Genomic DNA, 22,110 nt, shown 5'->3' with positions numbered 1-22,110 from the left:
GCGTCACATGTTCGCGAGCTCCGCGGTCGAGCGGGTACGGGTAAGGGCGTGTGCCCGCTCGACCGCGGAGCTCGCGATACTGTGAGCCCTCTCACCCCGGACCTCCAAGGAGACGCACATGTCGGTCGGCCTGCTCGCGGTTGTCGATGACATCCTCACCGCCGCCCTGAAGGCGAGCGCCAAGACGGCGGGCGTCGTGATCGACGACGCGGCCGTCACCCCGCAGTACGTGCAGGGCCTCACGCCCGCGCGGGAGCTGCCGGTGGTCGGGCGGATTGCGCTGGGGAGCCTGTTCAACAAGTTCGTCATCATCATCCCGCTGGCGCTGCTGCTCTCGGCGTTCGCGCCGCAGGTGCTGCCGTACCTGCTCATCCTCGGCGGCGCGTTCCTCTGCTTCGAGGGGGCGGAGAAGGTGCTCGAGTGGTTCGGCGTCTCGCACGGCGGCCACGAGACGGAGGCGCGCGACGAGAAGAAGCTCGTCTTCGGCGCCATCCGCACCGACCTCATCCTGAGCACCGAGATCATGCTGATCGCGCTCGACGGCCTCGACCCCGACTTCGGGATCTGGCCCACGCTCGGCGCGCTCCTGGTCGTCGGACTCGGGATGACCGTGCTCGTCTACGGCGCCGTCGCGCTGCTCGTGAAGATCGACGACGTGGGCCTGCGCCTGATGAAGAACGCGGCCCGCGGCGTGCGGCGCACCGGAGCGAGGATCGTCGCGTCGATGCCGGTCGTGTTCCGCGCGATCAGCATCATCGGGACGCTCGCCATGCTCTGGGTCGGCGGGCACCTCGTCGTCGCGAACCTCGCCGAGACGGTGTGGCACGGTCCGTACGACCTCGTGCACGTCGTCACCCACGCGGTCGAGGGCGCGGGCCCGGTCGTCGTGTGGCTGGCCGACACCTTCGTCTCGATGATCTTCGGCCTCGTGCTGGGTCTGGTCATCGCGGCCGTCGTGATGGGCGTCTCGCGCCTGCGCACCCGCGACGAGGCGGCCGCGGGGCACTGAGCGGGGTCTCGATACGCCGCGTGCCGCGGCCGCTCGACCGGCATAGGGGTGCGCGGTCGCTCCACCGGCGCGGAGGTGTGCGGCTGCCCGACCGGCACGGATCCATGCTGATCGAGTAGCCCGCGCCGCGGGCGTATCGGGATCCCACGCCGCGCCGCCCGCGCCGCGCCGCGCCGACGGCGAACGACGGACCGCCCCCGTCCCCGGAGGGGCGGAGGCGGTCCGTGTCGGAGGGGGCGTCAGCAGCTGCGGGCCGCGTACGCTCCCGTCGCCACCGAGGTGACCTGCTTGCCGTCGACCGTGCCCGTCGCGGTGACGGTGGCCTGGCCGGCCGGCAGCGAGGCCGCGCGCGTGGTGAATGCGGCGCTGCCGCTCGCGCCGGGCGCGACTCCGGTGACCTGCTTCGACCCGGAGGGTGTCGCGATGGTCATCGAGACCGGCACGCCGGACTCGTTCTTCGCCGCGACGGTGAGCGTCACCTTGCCGGCGATGCAGCGGGTGGTCGCCGTGACCGCGACCGCGAGGGCGACGGGCGCCTTCAGGGTCACCGTCACCGTCGTGGTCGAGGTGACGGAGCCGTCGGCCGCGCGGACCGCGATGGTCGCGACTCCGCCGTTCGCCGTCGTCGGCTGGGTGATCCGCACGGTGGCCGCCGAGTCGGTCGCCACTGCTCCGATCACCGGCATCGCCGTGCCCTCGACGGTGACCGCGTAGGAGGTGCGGGCCGGGTCGAACCCGGCGATGCCCGCTCCTCCGACGCGCAGGGCGCCCAGCGTGGCGACCGCGGCGGGCGAGGCGACCGCCTCGTAGAGCTTGGTCTCGGCAACGATCAGGTGCGTGTTGTCGTAGGCGTTCATCACGACGCGGAAGGCCTTGGCCGTGACGGGCGCGAACGACGCGACCAGGGTCGGAGCCGTTCCGCCGGCCGGCGATGCGAGGGCCACGGCCGACTCGTAGCCGGGGACCGCGGTCCAGGTCGTGCTGTCAGCGGCCTGGTACTGCAGCTGGTAGGTCTGCGCCCAGCTGGTGCCGCCGTCGGCCAGGAACTGCACCGACACCTTCTCGACCTGGTGGGTCGAGGGGAAGGTGTAGGTCAGCGAGCTCTGCGCGGCCTTGGTGCCGTTGGTCCAGTTCGACCAGCCCTTGTCGCCGTCGACGCCGTTGCGGGTGCGCTCCGGTCCGTAGCCCGACTCCGACGACGACGCGGTCGCGACGATGCCGGCGTCCGGGTTGAAGTTGCGGAGCGTGCCCGTGGTGACGAGCACCGTGAGCGTGGCGGGGAGCGTCGCGCCGTCGGCGGTCGCCGTTCCCGAGACCGTCACCTGCCCGGCCCGGGCGAGGGAGGCGGTGGTGAGCGGCGTCCAGTCCCAGACGACCGGCACCGGGAAGGTGCTGGCCGAGGCGCCCACGCGGGCGGGGACCGTCGTCGGGGCCGAGGCCTTCACTCCGGCGACCGAGGCGCCCGCGGCGGCCGTGACCGACACGGGGTCGGTCGCGGTCAGTCCGCCGACGTCGACGAGCGCGGTGACCGTGATCGTCTGGCCGTAGAGGTCGGTCGCGGTGCCGGGCACCTCGACGCGGCCGGTCGCGCCGTACGCCGAGTCGGCGGGGCGCTGCCAGGTGACGGCGAGCGGTGCGCCGGCTCCCCAGGAGTACTGCGGGGTGATGCTCGCGGGCAGGGTCGGAGCGACGCCCGCGGTGGTGCGGACGGCGATCGTCTGGCCGGCGGTCGGGGCGAGGTCGCGGAGGGACCACGACTGGTTCGCTCCGCCGTTGGAGGTGTAGACGCCGACCGACGCGTTGTCGGCGCTGGAGCCGCCGTTCACGTCGAGCGACTGGGCGATCGACTCGTTGACGAGCGAGAAGTTCACGCCGTCGGTGGTGTTGACGATCCAGCGGGTCGCGGCGGTCGTCTTCGCCGCGTCGACGGACAGCGAGCGCAGGTCGGTGCCGGCGGTCGTGGCTCCGAGCACGCGTCCGTCGCTGTTGACGAGGACGACCCGGCGGGTGGCCTCGCGCTCGCCGGCGGCGACCTCGCGGACCGTCCAGGTCTGCTTGGCGGCCGTGGCGGAGTCGGTGGCGAGGCCGGTGATCGTGGTCGCGGCGCCCGAGGGGTTGCCGGTCAGGGCCTTGCCGCTCTGGGTGCCGACCAGCTGGTAGCGGTGGCCGTCGCGCAGGGCGGGGGCGGAGTCGGCGACTCCCGAGACTCCGTCGATCGAGAAGCTCGTGACCGACTTGGCGGGCACGGTGATCGTGGCGGTGCGCGAGATGCGGTCGACGCTCACCGGCGTCTTCGCGACCAGGGCGTTGCTCGTGGGAGCGGCGGCCGAGGAGGCCTTCGTGGTGACGTAGGGGGTGACCGTCGCGGTGTCGGCGATGGTGCCGAAGCGGGAGAGGTCGAGCACGACGGTCTTCTCGGTCGCGGTGCTGTTGGTGTGCACGACGGTCGCGCCCGAGCCGTCGCCGCGGACGGCGGCGGTGGAGGAGCTGTCGTTGGAGGGCATCAGGTGGTCGCCCTCGTGGATGAACTTGGTGAAGTTCCGGATGGTGTTGAACTTCGAGTTCGTCTCGACGCCGCAGACCGGGGCCTTGGTGGAGTCGCCACCGGCGTCGGCGACGCGTCGGGCCGACTTCCAGACCTCGGTCCCGTTCTCCTGGTACGGCTTGCAGTCCAGGTCGATGTAGACGGAGCCCCAGTTGAGGTTCTCGCCCTTGGGCTTGGGCTGCTGCATGTTGTAGTAGTCCTCGACGGGCTGCCAGAGCACCCACGCCTTCGGCTCGAGCTCGCGCAGGTCGTCGTTGATGCGGCCGGCGATGCCGAGGCCGTTCTCCATGTTGGTGGGGTCGAAGCCGGTGACCCAGTTGCCCTCGATCTCGCTCATCCACAGGTCGGTGTCGGCCTGCTTCGCGAGGTCGCGGACCTTGAGGCGGCCCGAGGTGCCGTAGGTGTGGACGTTCATCCGGTCGACCTCGGCGCGGATCGCGGCGGAGTAGGCGGCCCAGTTCGTCGCGAAGATGTCGGGGTTGGTCTCGTCCATCGCGGCGAGGCCGGCGTCGGTGGTCGAGGCGTCCAGCGCGGCGGCGACGTCGGGGATCAGACCCGCCTGGCGCGTCGGTCCGACGTGCATGCCCTCCTGGCGTCCGCCGGTCGGGACGCCGTTGGAGAGCTGCGTGCCCCAGTAGTTCGTGTTCGGCTCGTTGAAGGGGTCGAGCGTGTCGAACTCGATGCCGTACTCGTCCTCCATGTGCTCGGTGACCTTCACGAGGTACTTCGCGAACTGCTCCTCGGCGGCGGGCTTCAGCTGCTCGCTGTTCGCGTCGAAGCCGCCCGAGACGTAGCCGCTCTCGGTCATGAAGTACGGGGCGGAGTTGGAGAACGCCTCCCAGTGCGAGATCTGCTTCTCCTCGGCCAGCCTCTCGACCCACCAGCGCTGCGTCTCGTCGGCGGTCCAGTCGTAGGAGGCGGGGTCGTCCGCGTTCCACTTGGCCAGGAGCGCGTCGCGGTCGGCGAGCTTCGTGGAGGTGCCGCCGTAGGTCGACGCGTCGCCGGCCGGGTTCTGCTTCCACCAGCCCTCGACGGCGCCGCCCGGGCGGAGGTAGTCCTTCACGTCGGAGGCGTTGCCGCCGCCGATGTTGTAGCGGGCGATGTTGAGGTCGAGGCCGCTGTCGCCGAAGACCTTCTGGTAGAGGTCCTCGCGGAGGGCCTCGGGATAGCCGCCGGTCGCGTTCGCGAACCAGACGAGGCTGGTGCCCCAGCCCTCGAACGCCTCACCGGCGGCGGCGGGGTTCGGCGTGATGCGGAACGCGTCCGCGGCCTGAGCGGGGGCCGCTGCGGCGGGGATCGCCAGCAGTGCTCCTGTGGCCAGGGCGGCGCTCGTGGCGAGCGCGGCGACCCTTCTGAAGGACATCGACATTGATGCGGTCTCTCTTTCGCCATCGAAATGCGGGCATGTTCACGTGAACGCGCCCTGACGGCCGACTGTACATGTTCACGTCAACAATCGGAAGGTGCTCAGAGGCGGGCGGGGCCCCGCAGTGTCGAGAAGCCGGGAGTCGTCGCAGTCGGCGCCGAGTGCGACGACTCCTGGAGTGTCGTGGGCATGCGGAGGCGTGCGGCCGCGCGCCGCGACACCCCCGCGCTCAGACGCGGTGCGTCGTCTCCGGGAAGGCCTCGGGCTCGCACTGGATGGTCGCGTGGTCGATGCCGTGGCGCTCGCGGAGGACGGCGAGCACCCGCGAGAGCGCGGTGCGGTAGTCGGCGTCGGGGGCGACGACCACGTGGCCGGTGGCGCTCTCCATGCCCGAGGTGATCGTCCACACGTGCAGGTCGTGCAGCGCGAGCACGCCGGGGACGGCGCAGACGTCGCGCTCGAGGGCCGCGAGGTCGACGTGCGCGGGCGCCGACTCCATGAGGATCCCCAGCGCCTGCCTCGTCAGCGACCAGGTGCGGGGAAGGATCAGCAGCCCGATCAGCACGCCGACGATCGGATCCGCCCACGCCCAGCCGGTGGTGAGCAGCACGATCGCCGCGACGATCACGCCGATCGAGCCGAGCGCGTCGCCGAGCACCTCGAGGGAGGCTCCGCGGAGGGTGATGCTCTCCTTCGCCCCGGCGGACAGCAGGCGCAGGCTCACGAGGTTGACCGCCAGGCCCACGACGGCGGTGATCAGGAGGGGGCCGCCGGGCACCGCGGGCGGCTCGGCGAAGCGGCGGACGGCCTCGACGATCACGAACGCGGCGACCGCGAACAGCAGCAGGCCGTTGGCGAGGGCGGCCAGCACTTCGAGGCGGTAGGAGCCGTAGGTGCGGCCCTTCGCGGCGGGGCGGGCGGCGAGCGAGATCGCGGCGATCGACATCCCGAGGGCCAGCACGTCGGTGCCCATGTGCGCGGCGTCCGAGAGCAGCGCGAGCGAGCCCGTCGCGACTCCGACCGCGAACTCGACGACCATGAACGCCGCGGTCAGCACGAAGGCGGCCACGAGCGGACGCCGGTGCCGTGCGGCGGCGGAGCCGGCCGGAACGCCGTGAGAGTGGCCCATCGGCTCCTCCGATCCCTATTCGTATAAACAGTCTTGCATGCGTCCGGAGGCGAGCGCGAGGGCCCTCAGCCGACCAGCGGGTCCAGCGCCTCGCCGAGGTAGGGCGCCAGGGTCCGGGCGTACGACTCGGTGAGGTGCCCGAGGTCGCGGTACACCTTCACTCCGCCGATCACGAGGGGGCAGCCGCGGTCGTCGCAGAACCAGCGGGTGAGGTCGACGGCGGCGGCGCCCGGCCAGCCCTCGGCGGCGGCGGCCATCAGCTCGCGGTCGGCGAAGGCCTCGTCGAGCGGCACGCTGCAGTCGGCCGCGGAGCCCGGCTCCTCGGCGCAGGCCAGCAGGGAGAGCGAGGGCAGCACCGGATTGTCGCGGATCGCGACCACCGTGGATCCGCGGGCGATCAGCGGCGCCCACGACTCGTGGAACCCGTCGATGCCGGCCTGCTCGTCGGGGGTGCCGGACGCGTCGACGAACACGGACTTCTTCGCGGAGTAGGCGGTGACGACGAGCGCGTACGGCTCCTGGCCCGCGAGCTCCTCCTGCAGCTTCTCGTTCCAGACGTCGCAGGAGCGCCGGGAGGAGGCGGAGTCGTCGCGCCGCTCCGCGGTCGAGAAGACGCAGCCCGTCTTGTAGTAGGTGTGCAGGTCCCAGCCGCGCTCCTCCGCGACGCCGCGCAGCGCTGGGAAGAACGACGCCGCGTGGGAGTTGCCGATGAGCAGCACGCGGAGGCCGGCGGGATCGCCGAAGCGGCACTCCTTGAGCGCGGTGCCGGAGTTGCCCGTGCTGCACTCGTCGGTGTTCAGGGCGGAGCCGTCCTCCGAGGCGTCGACGGCGGGCAGGCTCGTGGTCCAGGAGTCGGGGCAGGCGTTCGCGAGCGCCGCGGCTCCGACGCAGCCCTCGGTCGAGACGGGGAGGGCGTGCGCGCGGGTGAGGTCGGCGGCGATCGCGGCGTTCGTTCCGGTGAGGCCCGTCGCTCCGACCAGGGCGGCGACGGCCAGCAGGGCCGCCGGGGCGAGCGCGCGGAGGCGGTGCGGGCGCTCGGCGGGGGCGCGGCGGTGGAGGGGGTCCTCGAGGAAGCGCTTCGAGGCGGCGGCCAGGAGGATCGCGGCGGCGATGACGCCCACGCCCGCCGGAGCGGTCGGGTCCTCGCCGCTGCTCTCGCGCCAGAAGACCAGGAGCGGCCAGTGCCAGAGGTAGATCCCGTAGCTCAGGCCGCCCAGCCACACGAGCGGGCGCAGGGCCAGCAGCCGGCCGACGCCGCGCTCCGGGGCGGGGCCGGTCCCGGCGACGAGCACGAGCACCGCCGAGAGGGTCGGCCAGAGCGCGGCGGCGCCCGGGAACGCGCTCGAGACCTGGAGCACGAACCCGCAGGAGACGACTCCGATCAGCCCCAACCACCCGGCGACCGTCCGCAGGGCCGCCGGGATCGCCAGTCCCGGGAGCACGAGGGCCGCGAGCGAGCCGAGCCCGAACTCCCACGAGCGGGCGAGGGTGCTGTAGTACGCGGTCGGCTGGTCGATCCCGACCAGCACGACGGAGAACGCGAACGAGAGGACGGTGAGCGCCGCGACGAGCGCCAGCAGGAACCGCGGCAGCTGCGCGCGTCGCCGCAGCAGCACGGCGGCGAGGGTCGCGACGAGCACCAGGGCGAGCCAGATCAGGTAGAACTGCCCCTGCACCGACATCGCCCAGAAGTTCTGCACCGGCGAGTGGAAGTCGTCCTGCGCGAGGTAGTCCACTCCGGCCCGCGCGAGCGCGACGTTCTCGACGTAGAAGGTCGAGGCGAGCACCTCGGTGAAGGTCTGCAGCAGCTGCGAGGGGCGCAGGAGGAGCGGAGCGAGCGCCGCGACGACGACCAGCACCACCGCGGCCGCCGGGAAGAGCCGCGAGGCGAGCCTCCGGAGGAAGGCGATCGGACGCACGCGCCCGAACCGGCGGATCTGGCCGAGGAGGGTGAGGGTGGTGAGGAACCCGGCGATCACGATGAAGACGTCGACGCCTCCGGAGACGCGGCCCAGCCAGATGTGGAACGTCGCGACCAGGAGGGACGCGACGGCGCGCAGTCCCTCGATCTCGGGCCGGTAGCCGGACGCGTCGGCCTTGCGCACCAGCGCGGACCGGCCGGAGGGGGCGGTGCGGGCGGAGTGGCGGGGCAACGGGTTCCTTCCGTGACGGTCGGCGGGCGGTGGGGCGGGCGCCGTCGAGCGTCGGTGTCCAGGATCGCGCTCTCCCGCCCCCAGGGGAACCGTGTCCGGGGTGCTGTCCACCTGGTTGGGGGCTGCGGAGGCGAGGTGCGCGACAGGTGTCCGCGTACTCGGCTGTTCCGGGCCTTCTGAGTGACATGAGAACTCGGAAGTCGCCGTCTTCGCGCGCGACCACGGCGACTCCTGCAGAGTCGCCGGCGGGCCGGGCCGAGGGCGGCCGAGGGCCGGTGGCGCGGATCGACTGGCGCGAATGAACGGGTTGAAGTGAGGTAAGGCTATGCTTACTCGGGCTCCGCGCCGAGACGCGGGTGCCGCCCGCCGACGGACCGGGCCGACGAGCCCTGCCGGCGAATCGGGCCCATGAACCGGGCCCATGAACCGGGCCTATGAACCGGGCCGACGACCGACGCCCACGAACCACGGGAGATCCATGTCCACGCACCGACGGCGCCCCGCTGCCCTCGCCCTCGCCGCCCTGACCCTGCTCGCCCTCACCGGCTGCGGCGCCTCCGAGCAGATCGAGCCCGAGAGCACGGCCGCCGCGGGGGAGGGCACGACTTCGTACCCGATCATGCTGGACAACTGCGGCACCGCGACCACCGTCACCGCCCCTCCGCAGCGGGTCGTCTCCCTCGACCAGAACTCGACCGAGATCCTGCTGTCCCTCGGCCTCGAGGACCGGATGGTCGGCACGGCCTCCTGGACCGACCCCGTGCTCGAGACCCTCGCCTCCGCGAACGAGAGCGTGCCGCGCCTGGCCGACAACGCGCCCACCTACGAGGTGCTGCTCGGTGCCGACCCGGACTTCGTCACCGCCTCCTTCGGCCGCCACTACGCCCCCGAGGGCGTCGCCTCGCGCGACCGCCTCGCCGAGACGGGGATCGGCTCCTACCTCGCCCCCTCCGACTGCGACAACGGAGCGAGCGTCAACGGCGGGAGCGGCACGCGCACCGTCCCGCTGACCGTCGACGTCCTCTACCAGGAGATCCACGAGCTGGCCGAGGTCTTCGACGTGCAGCAGCGCGGTGACGCCCTGGTCGCGCAGCTGCAGGAGCGCGCCGCCGCCGCCACCGAGGGGGTCGACCTCGGCGGCCGGAGCGTCGCCTTCTGGTTCGCCGACACCAAGACGCCCTACATGGCCGGCGGCTACAACTTCGCCTCGATGCTCGGCACCACGACCGGCATGACCAACGTCTTCGCCGACCGCACGGAGGACTGGCCCGCCGTCGGCTGGGAGAGCGTCGTCGCGGCCGACCCGGACGTCCTGGTCCTCGGCGACCTGCAGCGCGATCGCTTCCCCGGCGACCGCCTCGACGACAAGACCGCGTTCCTCCGCTCCGACCCGCTGACCAGCAGCCTGCCCGCGGTGCAGGACGGCCGCTTCATCGCGCTCCACGGCGCCGAGATGAACCCGTCGATCCGCTTCGTCGACGGGCTCGAGAAGATCCGCGCCTGGTGGGACGAGAACGGGGCCTCGCTCTGAGCATGCACACGGGCACGGGCACGGGCACGGGCACGGGCACGGGCGCGGTCCTCGTCCGCCGGGTGCCGCGGGGCCTTGCCGCCGCCGCGCTGGTCGTCGGCGGGCTGCTCGCGCTGGCGCTCTCGGTCGGCGTCGCGGTGACGCTCGGCCCGGCCGACGTCTCGCTCGTGAACGTCCGCGACATCCTCCTCAACCACCTCGGGCTCGCCTCCGTCCCGGTGCGTGCGGCCGAGGACGCGATCGTCTGGCAGGAGCGCCTCCCGCGCGCACTCGTGGCCGCGGCCTGCGGGGCGGGGCTCGGCGTGTGCGGAGTGATCCTGCAGTCGCTGCTGCGCAATCCGCTCGCCGACCCGTTCGTGCTGGGCGTCTCCTCCGGAGCGTCCACGGGCGCGGTGCTCGTCGGCGTGCTCGGGGTCGGCGGAGGAGTGGTCGGGCTCTCCGGAGGCGCCTTCGTCGGCGCGCTGGTCGCCTTCGGCTTCGTGCTGCTGCTCACGCGGTTCTCGGCGGGCGGCACCTCGGGCGTGATCCTGGCGGGGGTGGCGAGCACGCAGCTGTTCTCGGCGCTGACCTCGCTGATCGTGTTCGCTCTCGCCGACTCGGACGAGACGCGCGGCGTGATGTTCTGGCTGCTCGGCTCCCTCGAGGGCATGCGCTGGGACGACGTGGCGCTGAGCGGAGGAGTCGTGCTGCTCGGCTCCGTGGTCTGCCTCGCCGCGGCGCGCACGCTCGACGCGTTCGCTTTCGGGGAGGACGTGGCCGCGTCGCTCGGCGTGCACGTGGGCCGCACCCGCCTCCTCCTGCTGGTGGTGACGGCCCTGCTGACGGCGACCCTGGTGAGCATCGCCGGCGCGATCGGCTTCGTGGGGCTGGTGCTGCCGCACGCCGCGCGACTCGTGTTCGGCCAGCGGCACTCGCGGGTGATCCCCGCGACGATCCTGCTCGGCGCGGTGTTCCTGGTGTGGGTCGACGCCGGATCGCGGGTGGCGTTCGCGCCGACTCCGCTGCCGGTGGGGGTCGGCACGGCACTCGTCGGCGTGCCGGTGTTCATGCTGCTGCTCCTGCGGCGGAGGGGCCGCTCGTGACGCTCGAGGCCGACCGGGTCTCGTGGCGCCGGGGCGGCCGCCTGGTGGTCGACGGGGTCTCGCTCCGCCCCGCTCCCGGCTCGACAGTGGGACTGCTCGGGCCCAACGGCTCGGGCAAGTCGTCGCTGCTGCGGCTGCTGCAGGGCACCGCGGCTCCGGACGCCGGCGTCGTCACCCTCGACGGCGCGCCGCTCCGCTCGCTCCGCCGCCGCGAGGTCGCCCGGGCCGTGGCCACGGTGACGCAGCAGGCCGAGACGGAGGCGGACCTCCCCGTCCGCGACGTCGTCCGGCTGGGGCGGACACCGCACCGCTCCCTTCTGGGCGGAGACACGGCCGAGGACCTGCGCGCGATCGAGCGCGCCCTCGAGCAGGTGGGTCTCGAGGCGAAGGCCGACCACCTCTGGCACACCCTCTCGGGCGGCGAGCGGCAGCGCGCGCACATCGCCCGGGCGCTGGCGCAGGAGCCGCGCGAGCTGCTGCTGGACGAGCCGACCAACCACCTCGACATCCGCCATCAGCTGGAGCTGCTGGCCCTGGTGCGGGCGCTGCCGGTGACCACGGTCGTCGCGCTGCACGACCTCAACCTCGCGGCCCTGTTCTGCGACGCGCTGCTGGTGCTGCGCGAGGGGCGCGTGGTCGCGGGCGGCACCCCGGAGGAGGTGCTCACTCCGGCGCTGATCGCGGACGTCTACGGGGTGCGCGCCCGCGTGATCGTCGACGCCGGACGGCCGCACGTGCTGTTCGACTCCTGATTCCGCTGCCGCATCCTGACCCCACTGCCAGACGATCGTCGATCAGTCAACGGTCTCGTCCGTAGTGAGGAGCGCGTTCTACCGTCGGTGAACCGGCTTCGAGACCTCACAGGAGAGGTCCCCCTCGCGCTGGGCGAGGTGCTCTCCTGACGGAGGGCGATGGACGTGCCGGTGACGACGAGGGGAGTCGAGAGATGTCCAGAGACGACGTGGCACCGGGGCGGTTCGCGCGGTTCGTGAAGTGGGTCAACAAGGCCGACGGCTGGGAGCCGCAGTACCTGCGCGGGCGGGTCGTGGCCAAGAAGGACGGCGAGTGGATCGTCGCGGTCGACGGCGAGGAGCGCCGGATCGTGAAGAAGGAGTGGAGCGTCTACCGCTGACCCTCGGGGAGGACTCGTGATGCTGCCCGACCGGCGCACTCCCGAGATCAGAGAGGCGCGTCCCGGAGTCTTCGTGCTCGAGCCGCGCCGCACCCGCCGCCGGCCCGCCGAGGAGCTGGGCGTCCTGATCCGCACGGGCACGACCTGGACGGTGCTGGGCCCCGAGGGCGTGCTCTCCGACGTGCCGAGCTTCCACGACGCCGTGGCAGCCCTGCGCGAGTAGCGAGGTACCCGCGGCCCCGCTGAGTCGCCCGAGACGGTCGCCCGCTCCGGTGTGTCGACGACCGTCTCGGGCGCCTCAGCGCTGACGCGGAAGGGGACGGCGCGGCGGTGGTGCCGCCGAGGCGTGGGCCCGCCGCGCCTACAGCTGGCGGCCCGGCCGCTGCAGGCCCACGACGGTGACGGTGAGGGTCGCGGAGGTGCTCTGCGCGGCGGACGGCGCGGACTCCGAGAGGCGCACGGTCAGGCGGAGGTGGTCGGTCGCTCCGACGGAGAGGGCGGGGGAGCCGGGCAGGTCGAGGCGGGAGGCGGCGGGGCGGTCGGCCGACACGGTGGTGACGGTGCCGGGGCAGGTCGCGGCATCGGCCGACCAGGACAGCGAGCAGCGCTCGATCGCGAGCTGCAGGCCGTCCGAGAGGTCGGTGCCGGTGGCCGTCTGCAGTTGGAGGGCCGACATCGGCAGGGTCCCGGCGTTCGTCAGGTCGAGGAGGCGCCGGGCCGTGCCACCGGGGACGAGGCCCGCGACGGGGACCGGCACGGTCGTCGCTCCGGTGCCGGTGAACGTCGCGATGACGGTGCCGGAGGCGACCCGCGCGCTCACGGAGCCCCGGTCCAGGAGCACGGCGGTGGCGGTGGCGGCGGCGCCGAGGACGAGCGCGCCGGCGACGAGTCCCGCCAGGCCGGCGCGGGAGACCACGCGGCGGCGGATTTCGGGGGAGTGGCGCGGGGCTCCGCGGTCGCGGGAGGACGGCCGGGCGCTGTGCCGTCCGTGCTCAGCGGGCGGACGCAGGGGCTCCGGGGGCGGCGTGCCGTCCGACGAGCGGTGCGCGCCGCTCACGGGGCGACCTCCGCGGGGCGGCGCCAGATGGCGATCAGGAGCGCGCCCACGATGACCGCGCCGCCCGCGGCGAAGAGCGCGAACCGCGCCTCCGGGTGGGCGAGGCCGATGCTCGGCCAGCCCAGCAGCGGCACCACTGAGCTCTCGCGCCAGATCCGCTCGTCCGCGATCGTCACGATCCACGGGTCGGCCGACTCGTTGTTGTCGCCCTTGGTGGTGAGCGCCAGCTGGCCGGGCTCGCGGCCGCGGAGGGCCGCAGCCTCCTCCTCGGAGTAGACGAGGGTGACGCGGTGGATGACGCGGCGGCCCGGATCGTCCGGGTCGGTGAAGACGATCACGTCGCCGGCGCGGATCGCGGCCTGGTCGACGGGCAGGGTGACGGCGAGGGAGCCGACGGGCATCCCGGGCGCCATCGAGTTCGACAGCACCGGCACGAGCCGCACGAGACCGAGCGCGGAGAGGACGAAGACGGCGATGCCGGCGACGGCCACGATCGTGACCAGTCCGCCGAGGAGAGCGCGGAGGGCCTTCACGCCTGCTCCCTCCGGTGACGACGGCGCGCCGCCGCGGCGAGCAGGACGCCCGAGCCGAGGGCGAGCATCCCGCCCAGGAGCGCGGCGCCCAGGTCGCGGCCGGTGACGGCCAGCCCGCCGCCCGCCGCTCCGGGGAAGGAGCCGGGGCCGGGCGTCGCGGAGGGATCCTCCTCCGTCGTGCCCACGAGCACCCGCAGCGACGCCGCCGCGAGCTCGGTCCCGTTGCCGGCCGCCTCCGGGAACAGGACGCGGACGCGCACGCCCACGGTGGCCCCGCGCTCGAGCGGACGGACACCGTCGAGCCGGCCGAGCGTCGCCGCGGGTCCGGATCCGAGCGGCATCGCGTCCTCCGGGCAGAGGTAGCGCTCGACCGTGCGCTCCCCGTCGACGACCTCGGCGACCGTGAACGCCGAGTCGCAGAGCTCGACGGACAGCTGGAGGCCGTCGCGCGGGTCCTGCGCCAGCGTCCCTCCGTCGACCGCGAAGGCCACGGAGACCCCCTGCGGCGACAGGCCGGTGCTGGTCACCTCGACCGCCCACTCGGCGCGGTCGCCCGGAGCGAGGTCGGTGAGGGATCCGGGCGCCGAGAGCTCGCGCACGTCGAGCACGCCGACGGGCTCGGCGCTCGCCGCGGGCGCGAGGAGCACCGCCGCGAGGACGGCGACGAGCGCACGGGCGTGGGGCATGGGGACGACTCCGGGAGGAAAGGGGGATGCCTCCGCCCCGCGCCGGTGGCGGCCGGGCAGGACGGAGGCGGTGGGGGACGGTCTACTTCTGGATGCCGGCGCGCTGGATCGCGGCGGCCGTGAAGGTGACCGTAGCGGAGGCGTTCTCGTACGCGTTGTCGGCCGCCGTCGGCAGGACGAGCTCGATCAGCGTGTTCAGCGTCACATCACCGGCGTCCGAGGGGAAGGTCCCGGTCGTGGTGGGAGTGATGCCGAAGTTCGCCGGGGTGAAGTCGACCGCGCCGGCCTGGCCGCCGATGGACGACAGCTTGCCGGATCCGGTGACCGTGGTGGTCCCGCTGCAGGAATACGGGCCCGCCGGAGTCGTGGTGGGGGCGGTCGTCCAGGCGGTGGAGCAGGTCAGCAGGCGGTAGTCGAGGCCGTTCGGGCCGGAGACGAGAGACTGGCCGACACGGTTCTGGTCGGTGGTGTCGGATCCCACGACGTCGTTGGTGACGGCCTGCGAGAAGCGCACCGACGAGACGAGGTCGCCGTCGTTGGTGGCGTTCGGCAGGACGATCGTCACCGGGCGCTGGATGGTGTCTCCGGGCGCGATGTCCGTCACGATGAAGGTGCCGTCGAGGTTGATGTCGAGCTGTCCGGCGTCCGCGGTGACGCTGGCAGTCCCGGAGTCGGTGAACACGGCGAAGGCGCCGGCGCCGGCGAGGGCTCCCGCGGCGAGGAGGACGCCGCCGGTGAGGGCGATCTTCTTCCAGGGGCTGCGACGGGTGGGTGCTGTAGTGGTCATGGCGACCGTTCCTTTCTGGTGGGTGGTGCCCGGTGCGGGCGTGGTCTCCCTCACGAGGACACGTGCAGGACGAGAGGGGTGTCGGCGGGGAGGCATCAGCAGCCTCCGGCGGTGGTGACGGCCGGCTGGGCGACGGCGGTCGAGGCGGCGGACGCGACTCCGAGCCAGCGCTGCAGGTCCGGGCGGACCCGCCACTGGTAGCTGCGGCCCTCACCGACCCGGTCGTCGGTGAAGCTCGTCGCGGAGGCGGCGGGTGCCGCGATCACGGTCCAGGGGGCGGGCGTCGTCCCCGCGAGGCGGCGCTCGAGGGTCCAGCCGGTCGCTCCAGCGGCGGCCGACCAGCTCACGAGGGTGCTCGGCCGACCGGCCGTGCAGCTCGCGACAGGCGTGGCGACCACGGAGGAGCTGGTCCAGGCGCCGAGCCCGACCGCTCCGCTCGTGCTGCCGGTGCCGGAGAAGCCGCGCCGGACGAGGGGAGCGGGATCGACCCACACCGTGATCGTGCCGCCCGCCGTGAGGGCGCCGTCCGTGACCGTGTACGCGATCGTCGCGCTCCCGCTCCAGCCGTCGGCCGCGGGCGTGTAGGTGCACGTGGATCCGGAGCAGGAGAAGGTGCCGCGCAGTCCCGCCGGGACGCTCGTGCCGGCCAGGGCGAGGGTCGTGCCCGCGTCCTCGTCGGTGTCGTTCGCGAGCGGAGCGACGGTGACGGCGGGGCCGCCGGTGGTCGCGACCACGCGGTCGGGTCGGGCGACCGGCGCGCGGTTCAGCGCGGTGACGGTGACCGTGACCCGCACGTTCCAGGTGCCGTACTGGCCCGAGAGGGAGTAGTCGAAGACGTCGGTGCCGACGAAGGCGGCGATCGGGCGGTAGGTGCACTGGCCGCGGGTCGCTCCGCTCGCGACGCAGGAGACGGAACCCTGCACGGGAGTGGCGGGGGCGGGGGTCGCCGCGCCTCCGATCGCCCTCGGGGTCGCCGAGAGCTGCGCGCGCGAGAAGGTCGCGCCGGTCGCGGCGGGCCCGTCGTTCGCGAGCACGTCGATCACGACCGATCCGCCCTGCACGACCGTCGCGGCGTCGGCCGCCGGATCGGGGATCACCGAGATGCTCACCGAGGCCGTGCGGGTGAACGCCACGCCGGTCGGGCCGGTCGCCGTCGCCGTGGCGGTGTTGGCGATCGTGCCGGCGGTGACGTCGGCGGCGGTGGTCGTGTAGGCGGCGGTCGCGGTGACGACCTGGCCGGGCAGCAGTCGTCCGGAAGTGCCCGGCCAGGAGTAGGTGAGAGCGGAGAGCCCGCTCTTGGGGTCGCTGATCGCGACCGCGGTGAGGGTGGTGGTGCCGGTGTTGGTCGCGCGGAAGGTGTAGGTCACCACGGTGCCGGCGGCGCTGATGAAGGCGGGGTTCGCGGTCTTGGTGAGCGCGAGGTCGTTCGTGCGGGTGATCGTCACCGTCCGCGAGGAGGTGGCCGTGACGGCGGCGCCCGTCGGAGGGGTGCCGGTCGCGGTGGCGGTGTTGAGGACCTGGCCCGCGTCGACGTCGGCCTGCGTGAGCGTGTACGACGCGGTCGCGGTGACCGTCTGGCCGATCTCGAGGCGCCCGGCGGTCCCCGGCCAGGAGTAGGCGAGCGCGGAGAGCCCGCTCTTGGGATCGGTGACCGTGACGGAGCTCAGCCCGGTGTTGCCCGTGTTGGTGGCGGTGAAGCTGTAGGAGACGGTCGAGCCCACGGCGGCCCCGGTCGGGATCGTGCCGTTCTTCGTCAGCGAGATCGAGGGCGCGTAGCGGATCGGCGTGGTGGCCGTGGAGGTCGCGGTGACCGTCACGGGCGAGGCGGCCAGCGTGCGCCCGCTGACCGTGGCGGTGTTGGTGACGACCGCGCCCTTGTCGATGTCGGTCTGCAGCACCGTGTACGGCGCCGAGGTGAAGGTGGCGCTCGCTCCGGGGGCGAGCTGCGTCGAGGCGGGCGTGATGCCGGTGACCTTCGGGTCGGCGACGGCGACCGTCTGCAGTGTGACGTTGCCGGAGTTGAGGGCGAGGAAGGAGTAGCGGATCTGCTCTCCGGCGTCGGCCTGGGCGTTGCCGTTCGTGTCGGTGAGCAGGGCGGTCTTGGTGAGGGTCAGAGCGGGAGCCGGGGTGGCGATGGGGGCGGTGACGGTGGCGGTCCTGCTCGTGACGGGGGTCGTCGTCACGACGTTCGAGATCGTCTCCGTCTTCGTCGCTGCAGCGGTCGCCGTGTTGACGAACGAGCCGGCCACCGCTTCGGCGGCCGTGACCGTATGGGATCCCGTGCAGATGGTGGAGGCGAGCGGGAGCAGGGTCGTGGTCGGACAGGAGATGCTCGCGGCCTTCGGGTCCGTGACGACGATCCCGGTGAGCGTGCCCCGGATGGATCCGTTCGTGACGACGAACTGGTAGGGGATGACGGATCCCTCGGCGTAGGCGACGGGCTGCGTGGTGGTGCGGTCGATCTGCTTGACCAGAGTGATGTCGTCGAGAGTGTTGATGGACGAGACGGAGACGTTGCGGACGAGGTGGGTGTCGTTCGATCCACCGGTGGACGCCGTGAAGCCGAGCTTGTAGGTCGAGGGCGCTGCGGTCGGCATCGTGAACTGCATCAGCTGATCGAGCTGCCCGGCGGGCAGACCCGCTGTCCCTCCCCAGTAGACCGTGACGACGGGAGTGGCGGCAGCCGAGACCATGATCCGTATCGTGCGCCCGTAGGACGCGGGCGGAGCGCCCGTCGATGTCGTGGCCGTCGTGCGGACCGACGTCAGCAGGGGAGGCGAGGCCGACTGGAGGAAGCAGTATCCGCTCTTGGCCTGCCCGGGTCCGCGCGCCACGACCTTGTTCGCCGTGAGGAGCGCCGACCCGGAGTTCGAGGGGCAGTCGGAGCCGAGGCCGAGGGTAGGCGCGGCGGGGGGCCTGGCCGAGAAGTTCCCGAAGGCGTCGATTCCGATCCCGAGGTAGCCGCCGTTCACCCCGTCGACGGTCGCCGACTGGCCGTAGCCGAGCGATCCGCCCGGAGCTCCCGCCGCGGTGAGGGACCTCGAGCCGTCGGTGAGGAAGAAGCCGATGCCGTCGGCCCCGGTCAGCGAGCTTCCGTACTGGTACTGGTCGAACTGGACGTCGATGCCGCCCGCGGCAGGAATGGGCCGGTTGAAGACCGCGCCGCCCTTGGCGTCGTTGCGGGCATCGGTGAGCTGGAGGAAGCCCGGACTCGTCGCGGCGACGGGGGCTTGAGTCCGGTTGGCGCAGACGCCGAGGTTCGAGGACCCGGCCGGGGGTGCGGTCGTCGCCCGGGTGATGCAGCCCCCGTCGAGCGCCTGCCAGGCCGAGTCCGCGACGCTGGTGCCGCCGAAGCCCTCCTGGAGCAGGACCGTGGCCGCCGCAGCTCTCGTCGCCGGCAGAACCACGAGGACGGCGGCGAGCAGGAGCAGGACGAGGCCGAGGGCGATCGAGCGGTCGTGGCTCGGCCGGGCATGCGCGTTCGACACGGATCGACCTCCCCCCGGGGCGCCTCGCCGGGCCTTCCGGATGGAGCGGGATCACGATAGGTCGCGGCTCGGAGTCGCCCTGTCCCCCTGAGACGGGACGCGGGCGGCGGACGACGGACCCTCGATCCGGTCGGCACTCAGAGGGGGGAGAGCAGGCGCTGAACCAGCGATCAGGTCGTGCTCAGATAACGAGACTCATCCGGGGGTCTCCCGCGAGAGTGTTGACGTGCGCATGGCCCTCGCGCCGGGCGCACGGCGGCCTGGATCCGTGCCGGCCCCGTGCCGCCCCGGAGTTCCGCCACCGACACGATGCAGTTCCGCTCCCGTGGCGGGCATCTCCAGAGCAGTGGCGCGAGATAGCGCTCTCACCAGGACCTTCTCCGGATCGCTCCGCCGCTGAACGCCAGGTGGGAGCGCCGCCGCGGGTGTCCCTGAAGCGGGTCTGGTGGTCGCGCGGCGGACGCGGGAGGATGCATCGCGCCTGCCCGCCCGCACGGTCCCCCGAAGGACCGCACCGCGCCCCCTCCACGGTGGTCCGATCCGGACCGCAGCACCCCCCTCACACCTTCCGGTCAGGCTCCGCCGACCGAGCAGCCCTCTCCACGTCGGGATCCCATGTCCTCTCCTGCGCGCCACAGCCGCCGTCTCGTCCTCACCGGAGCCGCCCTCGGCGTCGGATCCGCCTTCGCCTACGCGATGACCGCGTCCGCGGCGCCCGACTACAGCGTGATCCCGCCGCTGCCCAACGAGCTCGGGCGCAGCGACACGGCGATCTCGCGCGTGGGGAAGAAGCCGTACCAGATCATCGACGTGATGATCGGCACCGACCGCGCGCGGCTCTTCGTTCCGCACACCGCCGTCCCCTCGCAGCGGATCGGCCGGGTCGTCTACTGGTACTACCACGCCAACGGGAGCACCTACGCGGCCCTGTCCGGCGCCTACCAGTACAGCGCCGACCAGGCCGTCGACAAGGGCGTCATCTCGATCTGCCCCAACTACGGCGGCAGCATCTACACGAACAAGCGGGCCGTCGCCATGCAGGTGGACGCGGTCGCCTGGTTCCAGAAGACGTGGCGGATCGGGGCGAGCTTCCTCCGCTCGAACTCCGGCGGTGGCGCACTGCTCTGCTGGGCGTACGGCAACAAGCTGGTCCCCGAGATCCGCGGCGCGTACCACGCGGCCGGCGTCTACGACATGGCCGACATGGCCCGCCGCGACCCGGGGCGCGTCCTGCCGGACTACGACAACGACCCCTCGACGATCCCGGCGACCGACCCCGCGCTGCTGCCGCAGGCTTCGTGGGCGGGGGCGCGGATCCGCACGACCGGCTCGACGGAGGACGTCCTCGTCCCGATCGCCGTGCACGGAGGGGCGTGGGTCGCGCTCGCGAAGCCCGTCGCGAAGGAGGCGGTGGTCCTCTACACGCCGACCGAGGGCGCTCCGAACGGCCACAACGTGCCGAGCCTGACGAACAAGGACATGCTCGACACGTTCGACCGCTGGCTCGCAGAGCAGCCGGTCGTTCCGCTGCCCGACGAGCCCGCCTCGTCGATCCCCGGCGAGGGCACGTACCAGAACTCCTCGCCGCTCATCACGACGGCGGGCACCTGGAGCACGATCTCCTCCTCCGCCGACAGCGGTGGAAGCATCAGCTACTCCAGCTCGGCCGGAGCGTCCGCGAGCTTCCGCTTCTCGGGCACGGGCGTCAGCTGGGTGAGCCGGATGACGGCGACCTCCGGCATCAACGAGGTGCTGCTCGACGGCGTCCTTGTCGCCACCGTCGACCGCTACAGCCCCACGACCCGCTCGGGTCAGACGGTCTGGACGAGCGGGCCGATCGCGGCCGGCACCCACACGGTCACGATCCGCCGCGGGACGACGCGCAACCCGGCGTCCACCGGATCCACGCTGATCCTCGACGCCTTCGTCGTGACCGCGGGGACCGTCTCCACGTCGACGCCCACCCCCACCGCGACGGCGTCTCCGACCAGCACGCCGACGCCCACCGACACGCCGACTCCGACCGAGACCCCGACGGCCACGTCCACGCCCACCCCGACCTCGACGCTGCCGGCGGCGGGGACGTACCAGAACGGAGCCGCCGTCATCGCGACGGTCGGCACCTGGGCGACGCTCTCGAGCACCGCCGACAGCGGCGGCAGCATCTCGTACTCCAGCACCTCCACGGCCTCGGCGACCCTCCGCTTCCGGGGCACGAAGGTCAGCTGGGTGAGCCGGATCACCCCGACCTCGGGCATCAACGAGGTCCTGATCGACGGCGTGCTCGTCGCCTCCGTCGACCGCTACAGCGCCACGAACCGCTCGGCCCGCACCGTGTTCACCAGCAGCACCCTCAGTGCCGGCGAGCACACCATCACCATCCGCCGCGGCAGCAAGCGCAACGCCGCCTCCACGGGCAACTCGCTGATCCTGGACGCCTTCGTCGTCGTGTGAGCCGCTCGAGCGCCCGAGCCGCCCGCGTGATTCCGGACAGAGGACGCGGGCGTGCTCGGGTGTTCGGGGGCTCGTGAAGGGGGCCCTTGTCGCTGAGGCGCTCGCTGGGCGCCCACTGCGTCGAGTCGCCCGTGTCGAGTCGCCCGAGAATGCAGTTGTTTCAGCGTTCTCGGGACCTATTCCGGCACCTCAGCGGGCTTCGCGGGAGGAGGCCCGTGCGAGCATGCGGGGATGAGAACGCTGATCCTCGGAGGCACGGGCTGGCTCGGCGGGCACCTCGCGGCGGAGGCGCTGCGGCGCGGCCACGACGTGACCTGCCTCGTGCGCGGGATGGCCGTGCCCGCGGGGGCGTCCCTCGTCCGGGCCGACCGCGACCGCGACGACGCTCTCGACGCCGTCTCCGCCGCGCCGTGGGACGCGGTGATCGACGTCTCCTCGACCCCGCAGCACGTCCGCCGATCCGTCCGCGACCTGCGCTGCGGCGCCTACGTCCTCGTCTCGACCACGAGCGTCTACGCCGAGAACGCGGTCGTCGGCGCGGACGAGGACGCCGAGCTTCTCGCTCCCTCCGACGACCCCACCTCGTACGGCGCCGCGAAGGCCGCCTGCGAGCAGGCCGTGCTGGCCGGATCCGCGCCGTCCCTGATCGCGCGCGCCGGCCTGATCGGCGGCCCCGGCGACCCGACGAGCCGCTCCTCCTACTGGCCCTGGCGCTTCAGCGCGCGGTCCGGCCCCGTGTTGGTGCCGGATGCGCCCGGACTGCCGACGTCCGTGGTCGACGTGCGGGACCTCGCCGCCTGGCTGGTGGCGTCCGCCGAGGCGCGTGTGGAGGGCGTGATGAACGTCTGCGGGACCCCCGTGCCGTTCGCCGAGCATCTGGCCGCGGCGCGCGGCGGATCGTCCGCCGAGACGATCGCGGTGCCGGAGGAGTGGCTGCTCGAGCGCGGTGTCGGCCAGTGGGCGGGTCCGGGCTCGCTGCCGCTGTGGATCGCGGATTCGGACTGGCGCGGCATGAACGCCCGCTCGACGGCACGGGCGGAGGCCGCGGGCTTCGAGCGCCGCGACCTCGCCGAGACGCTGCGGGACGCGGCGGCCGCGCACGTGCCGGGACGCGGAGCCGGGCTGGGGGAGGAGCGGGAGCGGGAGCTGCTGGGGGAG

General features: G+C 73.0%; 16 protein-coding genes. 8 read left to right on the top strand and 8 right to left on the bottom strand.

The window, feature by feature from the left end:
- The first annotated feature begins 118 nt into the window (after positions 1-118).
- Positions 119-1,009: a DUF808 domain-containing protein gene (locus C5C35_RS16200; protein WP_104223404.1), complete on the top strand. Its 891-nt coding sequence runs from the start codon at positions 119-121 to the stop codon at positions 1,007-1,009.
- 239 nt (positions 1,010-1,248) lie between these two features.
- Here C5C35_RS16200 and C5C35_RS16195 read toward each other — a convergent pair whose 3' ends face one another.
- The 3 genes from C5C35_RS16195 to C5C35_RS16185 all read right to left on the bottom strand — a co-directional run bounded on the left by C5C35_RS16195 (position 1,249) and on the right by C5C35_RS16185 (position 8,202).
- Complete coding sequence (locus tag C5C35_RS16195) at positions 1,249-4,917, bottom strand: glycoside hydrolase (protein WP_181134152.1); 3,669 nt, start codon at positions 4,915-4,917, stop codon at positions 1,249-1,251.
- A gap of 232 nt (positions 4,918-5,149) precedes the next feature.
- Positions 5,150-6,049 (bottom strand): cation diffusion facilitator family transporter, encoded by a 900-nt coding sequence (locus C5C35_RS16190; RefSeq protein WP_104226358.1) that lies wholly within the window; start codon positions 6,047-6,049, stop codon positions 5,150-5,152.
- Positions 6,050-6,114: 65 nt separating this feature from the next.
- The gene (locus tag C5C35_RS16185) at positions 6,115-8,202 is read right to left on the bottom strand and encodes an acyltransferase family protein (RefSeq protein WP_181134954.1); all 2,088 of its coding nucleotides are present in this window, start codon (positions 8,200-8,202) and stop codon (positions 6,115-6,117) included.
- 478 nt (positions 8,203-8,680) lie between these two features.
- Between C5C35_RS16185 and C5C35_RS16180 the strand changes: the two genes are divergently transcribed.
- From C5C35_RS16180 to C5C35_RS16160, 5 genes are all read left to right on the top strand, one after another.
- Positions 8,681-9,733, top strand: coding sequence for an ABC transporter substrate-binding protein (locus C5C35_RS16180; RefSeq protein WP_104263576.1), 1,053 nt, complete (start codon positions 8,681-8,683; stop codon positions 9,731-9,733).
- A gap of 2 nt (positions 9,734-9,735) precedes the next feature.
- On the top strand, positions 9,736-10,815 hold the full coding sequence (locus C5C35_RS16175; protein WP_104263575.1) for an iron ABC transporter permease: 1,080 nt from the start codon (positions 9,736-9,738) through the stop codon (positions 10,813-10,815).
- Entirely contained in the window at positions 10,812-11,567 is a 756-nt protein-coding gene (locus tag C5C35_RS16170; RefSeq protein WP_104226361.1) for an ABC transporter ATP-binding protein, read from the top strand. The genes C5C35_RS16175 and C5C35_RS16170 overlap by 4 nt, the downstream gene beginning before the upstream one ends.
- Before the next feature lie 194 nt (positions 11,568-11,761).
- Positions 11,762-11,947 carry a hypothetical protein gene (locus tag C5C35_RS16165; RefSeq protein WP_104223398.1) on the top strand — a complete coding sequence of 62 codons (186 nt, stop codon included), beginning with the start codon at positions 11,762-11,764 and terminating at the stop codon, positions 11,945-11,947.
- Positions 11,948-11,966: 19 nt separating this feature from the next.
- Entirely contained in the window at positions 11,967-12,170 is a 204-nt protein-coding gene (locus C5C35_RS16160) for a hypothetical protein (protein WP_104310009.1), read from the top strand.
- A 138-nt stretch (positions 12,171-12,308) separates the two neighbouring features.
- Here the strand turns inward: C5C35_RS16160 and C5C35_RS16155 are convergent, their stop codons facing one another.
- The 5 genes from C5C35_RS16155 to C5C35_RS16135 all read right to left on the bottom strand — a co-directional run bounded on the left by C5C35_RS16155 (position 12,309) and on the right by C5C35_RS16135 (position 18,498).
- The gene (locus tag C5C35_RS16155; RefSeq protein ID WP_104263573.1) at positions 12,309-12,863 is read right to left on the bottom strand and encodes a peptidase; all 555 of its coding nucleotides are present in this window, start codon (positions 12,861-12,863) and stop codon (positions 12,309-12,311) included.
- 137 nt (positions 12,864-13,000) lie between these two features.
- On the bottom strand, positions 13,001-13,537 hold the full coding sequence (locus tag C5C35_RS16150; protein WP_104223395.1) for a signal peptidase I: 537 nt from the start codon (positions 13,535-13,537) through the stop codon (positions 13,001-13,003).
- Positions 13,534-14,223 carry a sortase gene (locus C5C35_RS16145; protein ID WP_104263572.1) on the bottom strand — a complete coding sequence of 230 codons (690 nt, stop codon included), beginning with the start codon at positions 14,221-14,223 and terminating at the stop codon, positions 13,534-13,536. The genes C5C35_RS16150 and C5C35_RS16145 overlap by 4 nt, the downstream gene beginning before the upstream one ends.
- Positions 14,224-14,305: 82 nt before the next feature.
- Positions 14,306-15,010, bottom strand: coding sequence for a TasA family protein (locus C5C35_RS16140; protein WP_104226366.1), 705 nt, complete (start codon positions 15,008-15,010; stop codon positions 14,306-14,308).
- Positions 15,011-15,105: 95 nt separating this feature from the next.
- Positions 15,106-18,498 carry an Ig-like domain-containing protein gene (locus tag C5C35_RS16135; protein WP_104263571.1) on the bottom strand — a complete coding sequence of 1,131 codons (3,393 nt, stop codon included), beginning with the start codon at positions 18,496-18,498 and terminating at the stop codon, positions 15,106-15,108.
- Positions 18,499-19,113: 615 nt separating this feature from the next.
- Between C5C35_RS16135 and C5C35_RS17085 the strand changes: the two genes are divergently transcribed.
- Both C5C35_RS17085 and C5C35_RS16125 read left to right on the top strand, forming a co-directional pair.
- A complete protein-coding gene (locus C5C35_RS17085; protein WP_181027253.1) occupies positions 19,114-20,952 on the top strand; it encodes a hypothetical protein in 1,839 nt (612 codons plus the stop codon).
- A gap of 231 nt (positions 20,953-21,183) precedes the next feature.
- Positions 21,184-22,110 (top strand): NAD-dependent epimerase/dehydratase family protein (locus C5C35_RS16125; RefSeq protein ID WP_104263570.1); only part of this gene is annotated, 927 nt, incomplete at its 3' end.

The sequence above is a fragment of the Rathayibacter sp. AY1F8 genome (genome assembly GCF_002932165.1).
In the GTDB taxonomy this organism is placed as follows: Bacteria; Actinomycetota; Actinomycetes; order Actinomycetales; family Microbacteriaceae; genus Rathayibacter.
Note: the sequence above shows the minus strand (reverse complement) of the source record. Positions and strands in the feature narration are given on the sequence as shown.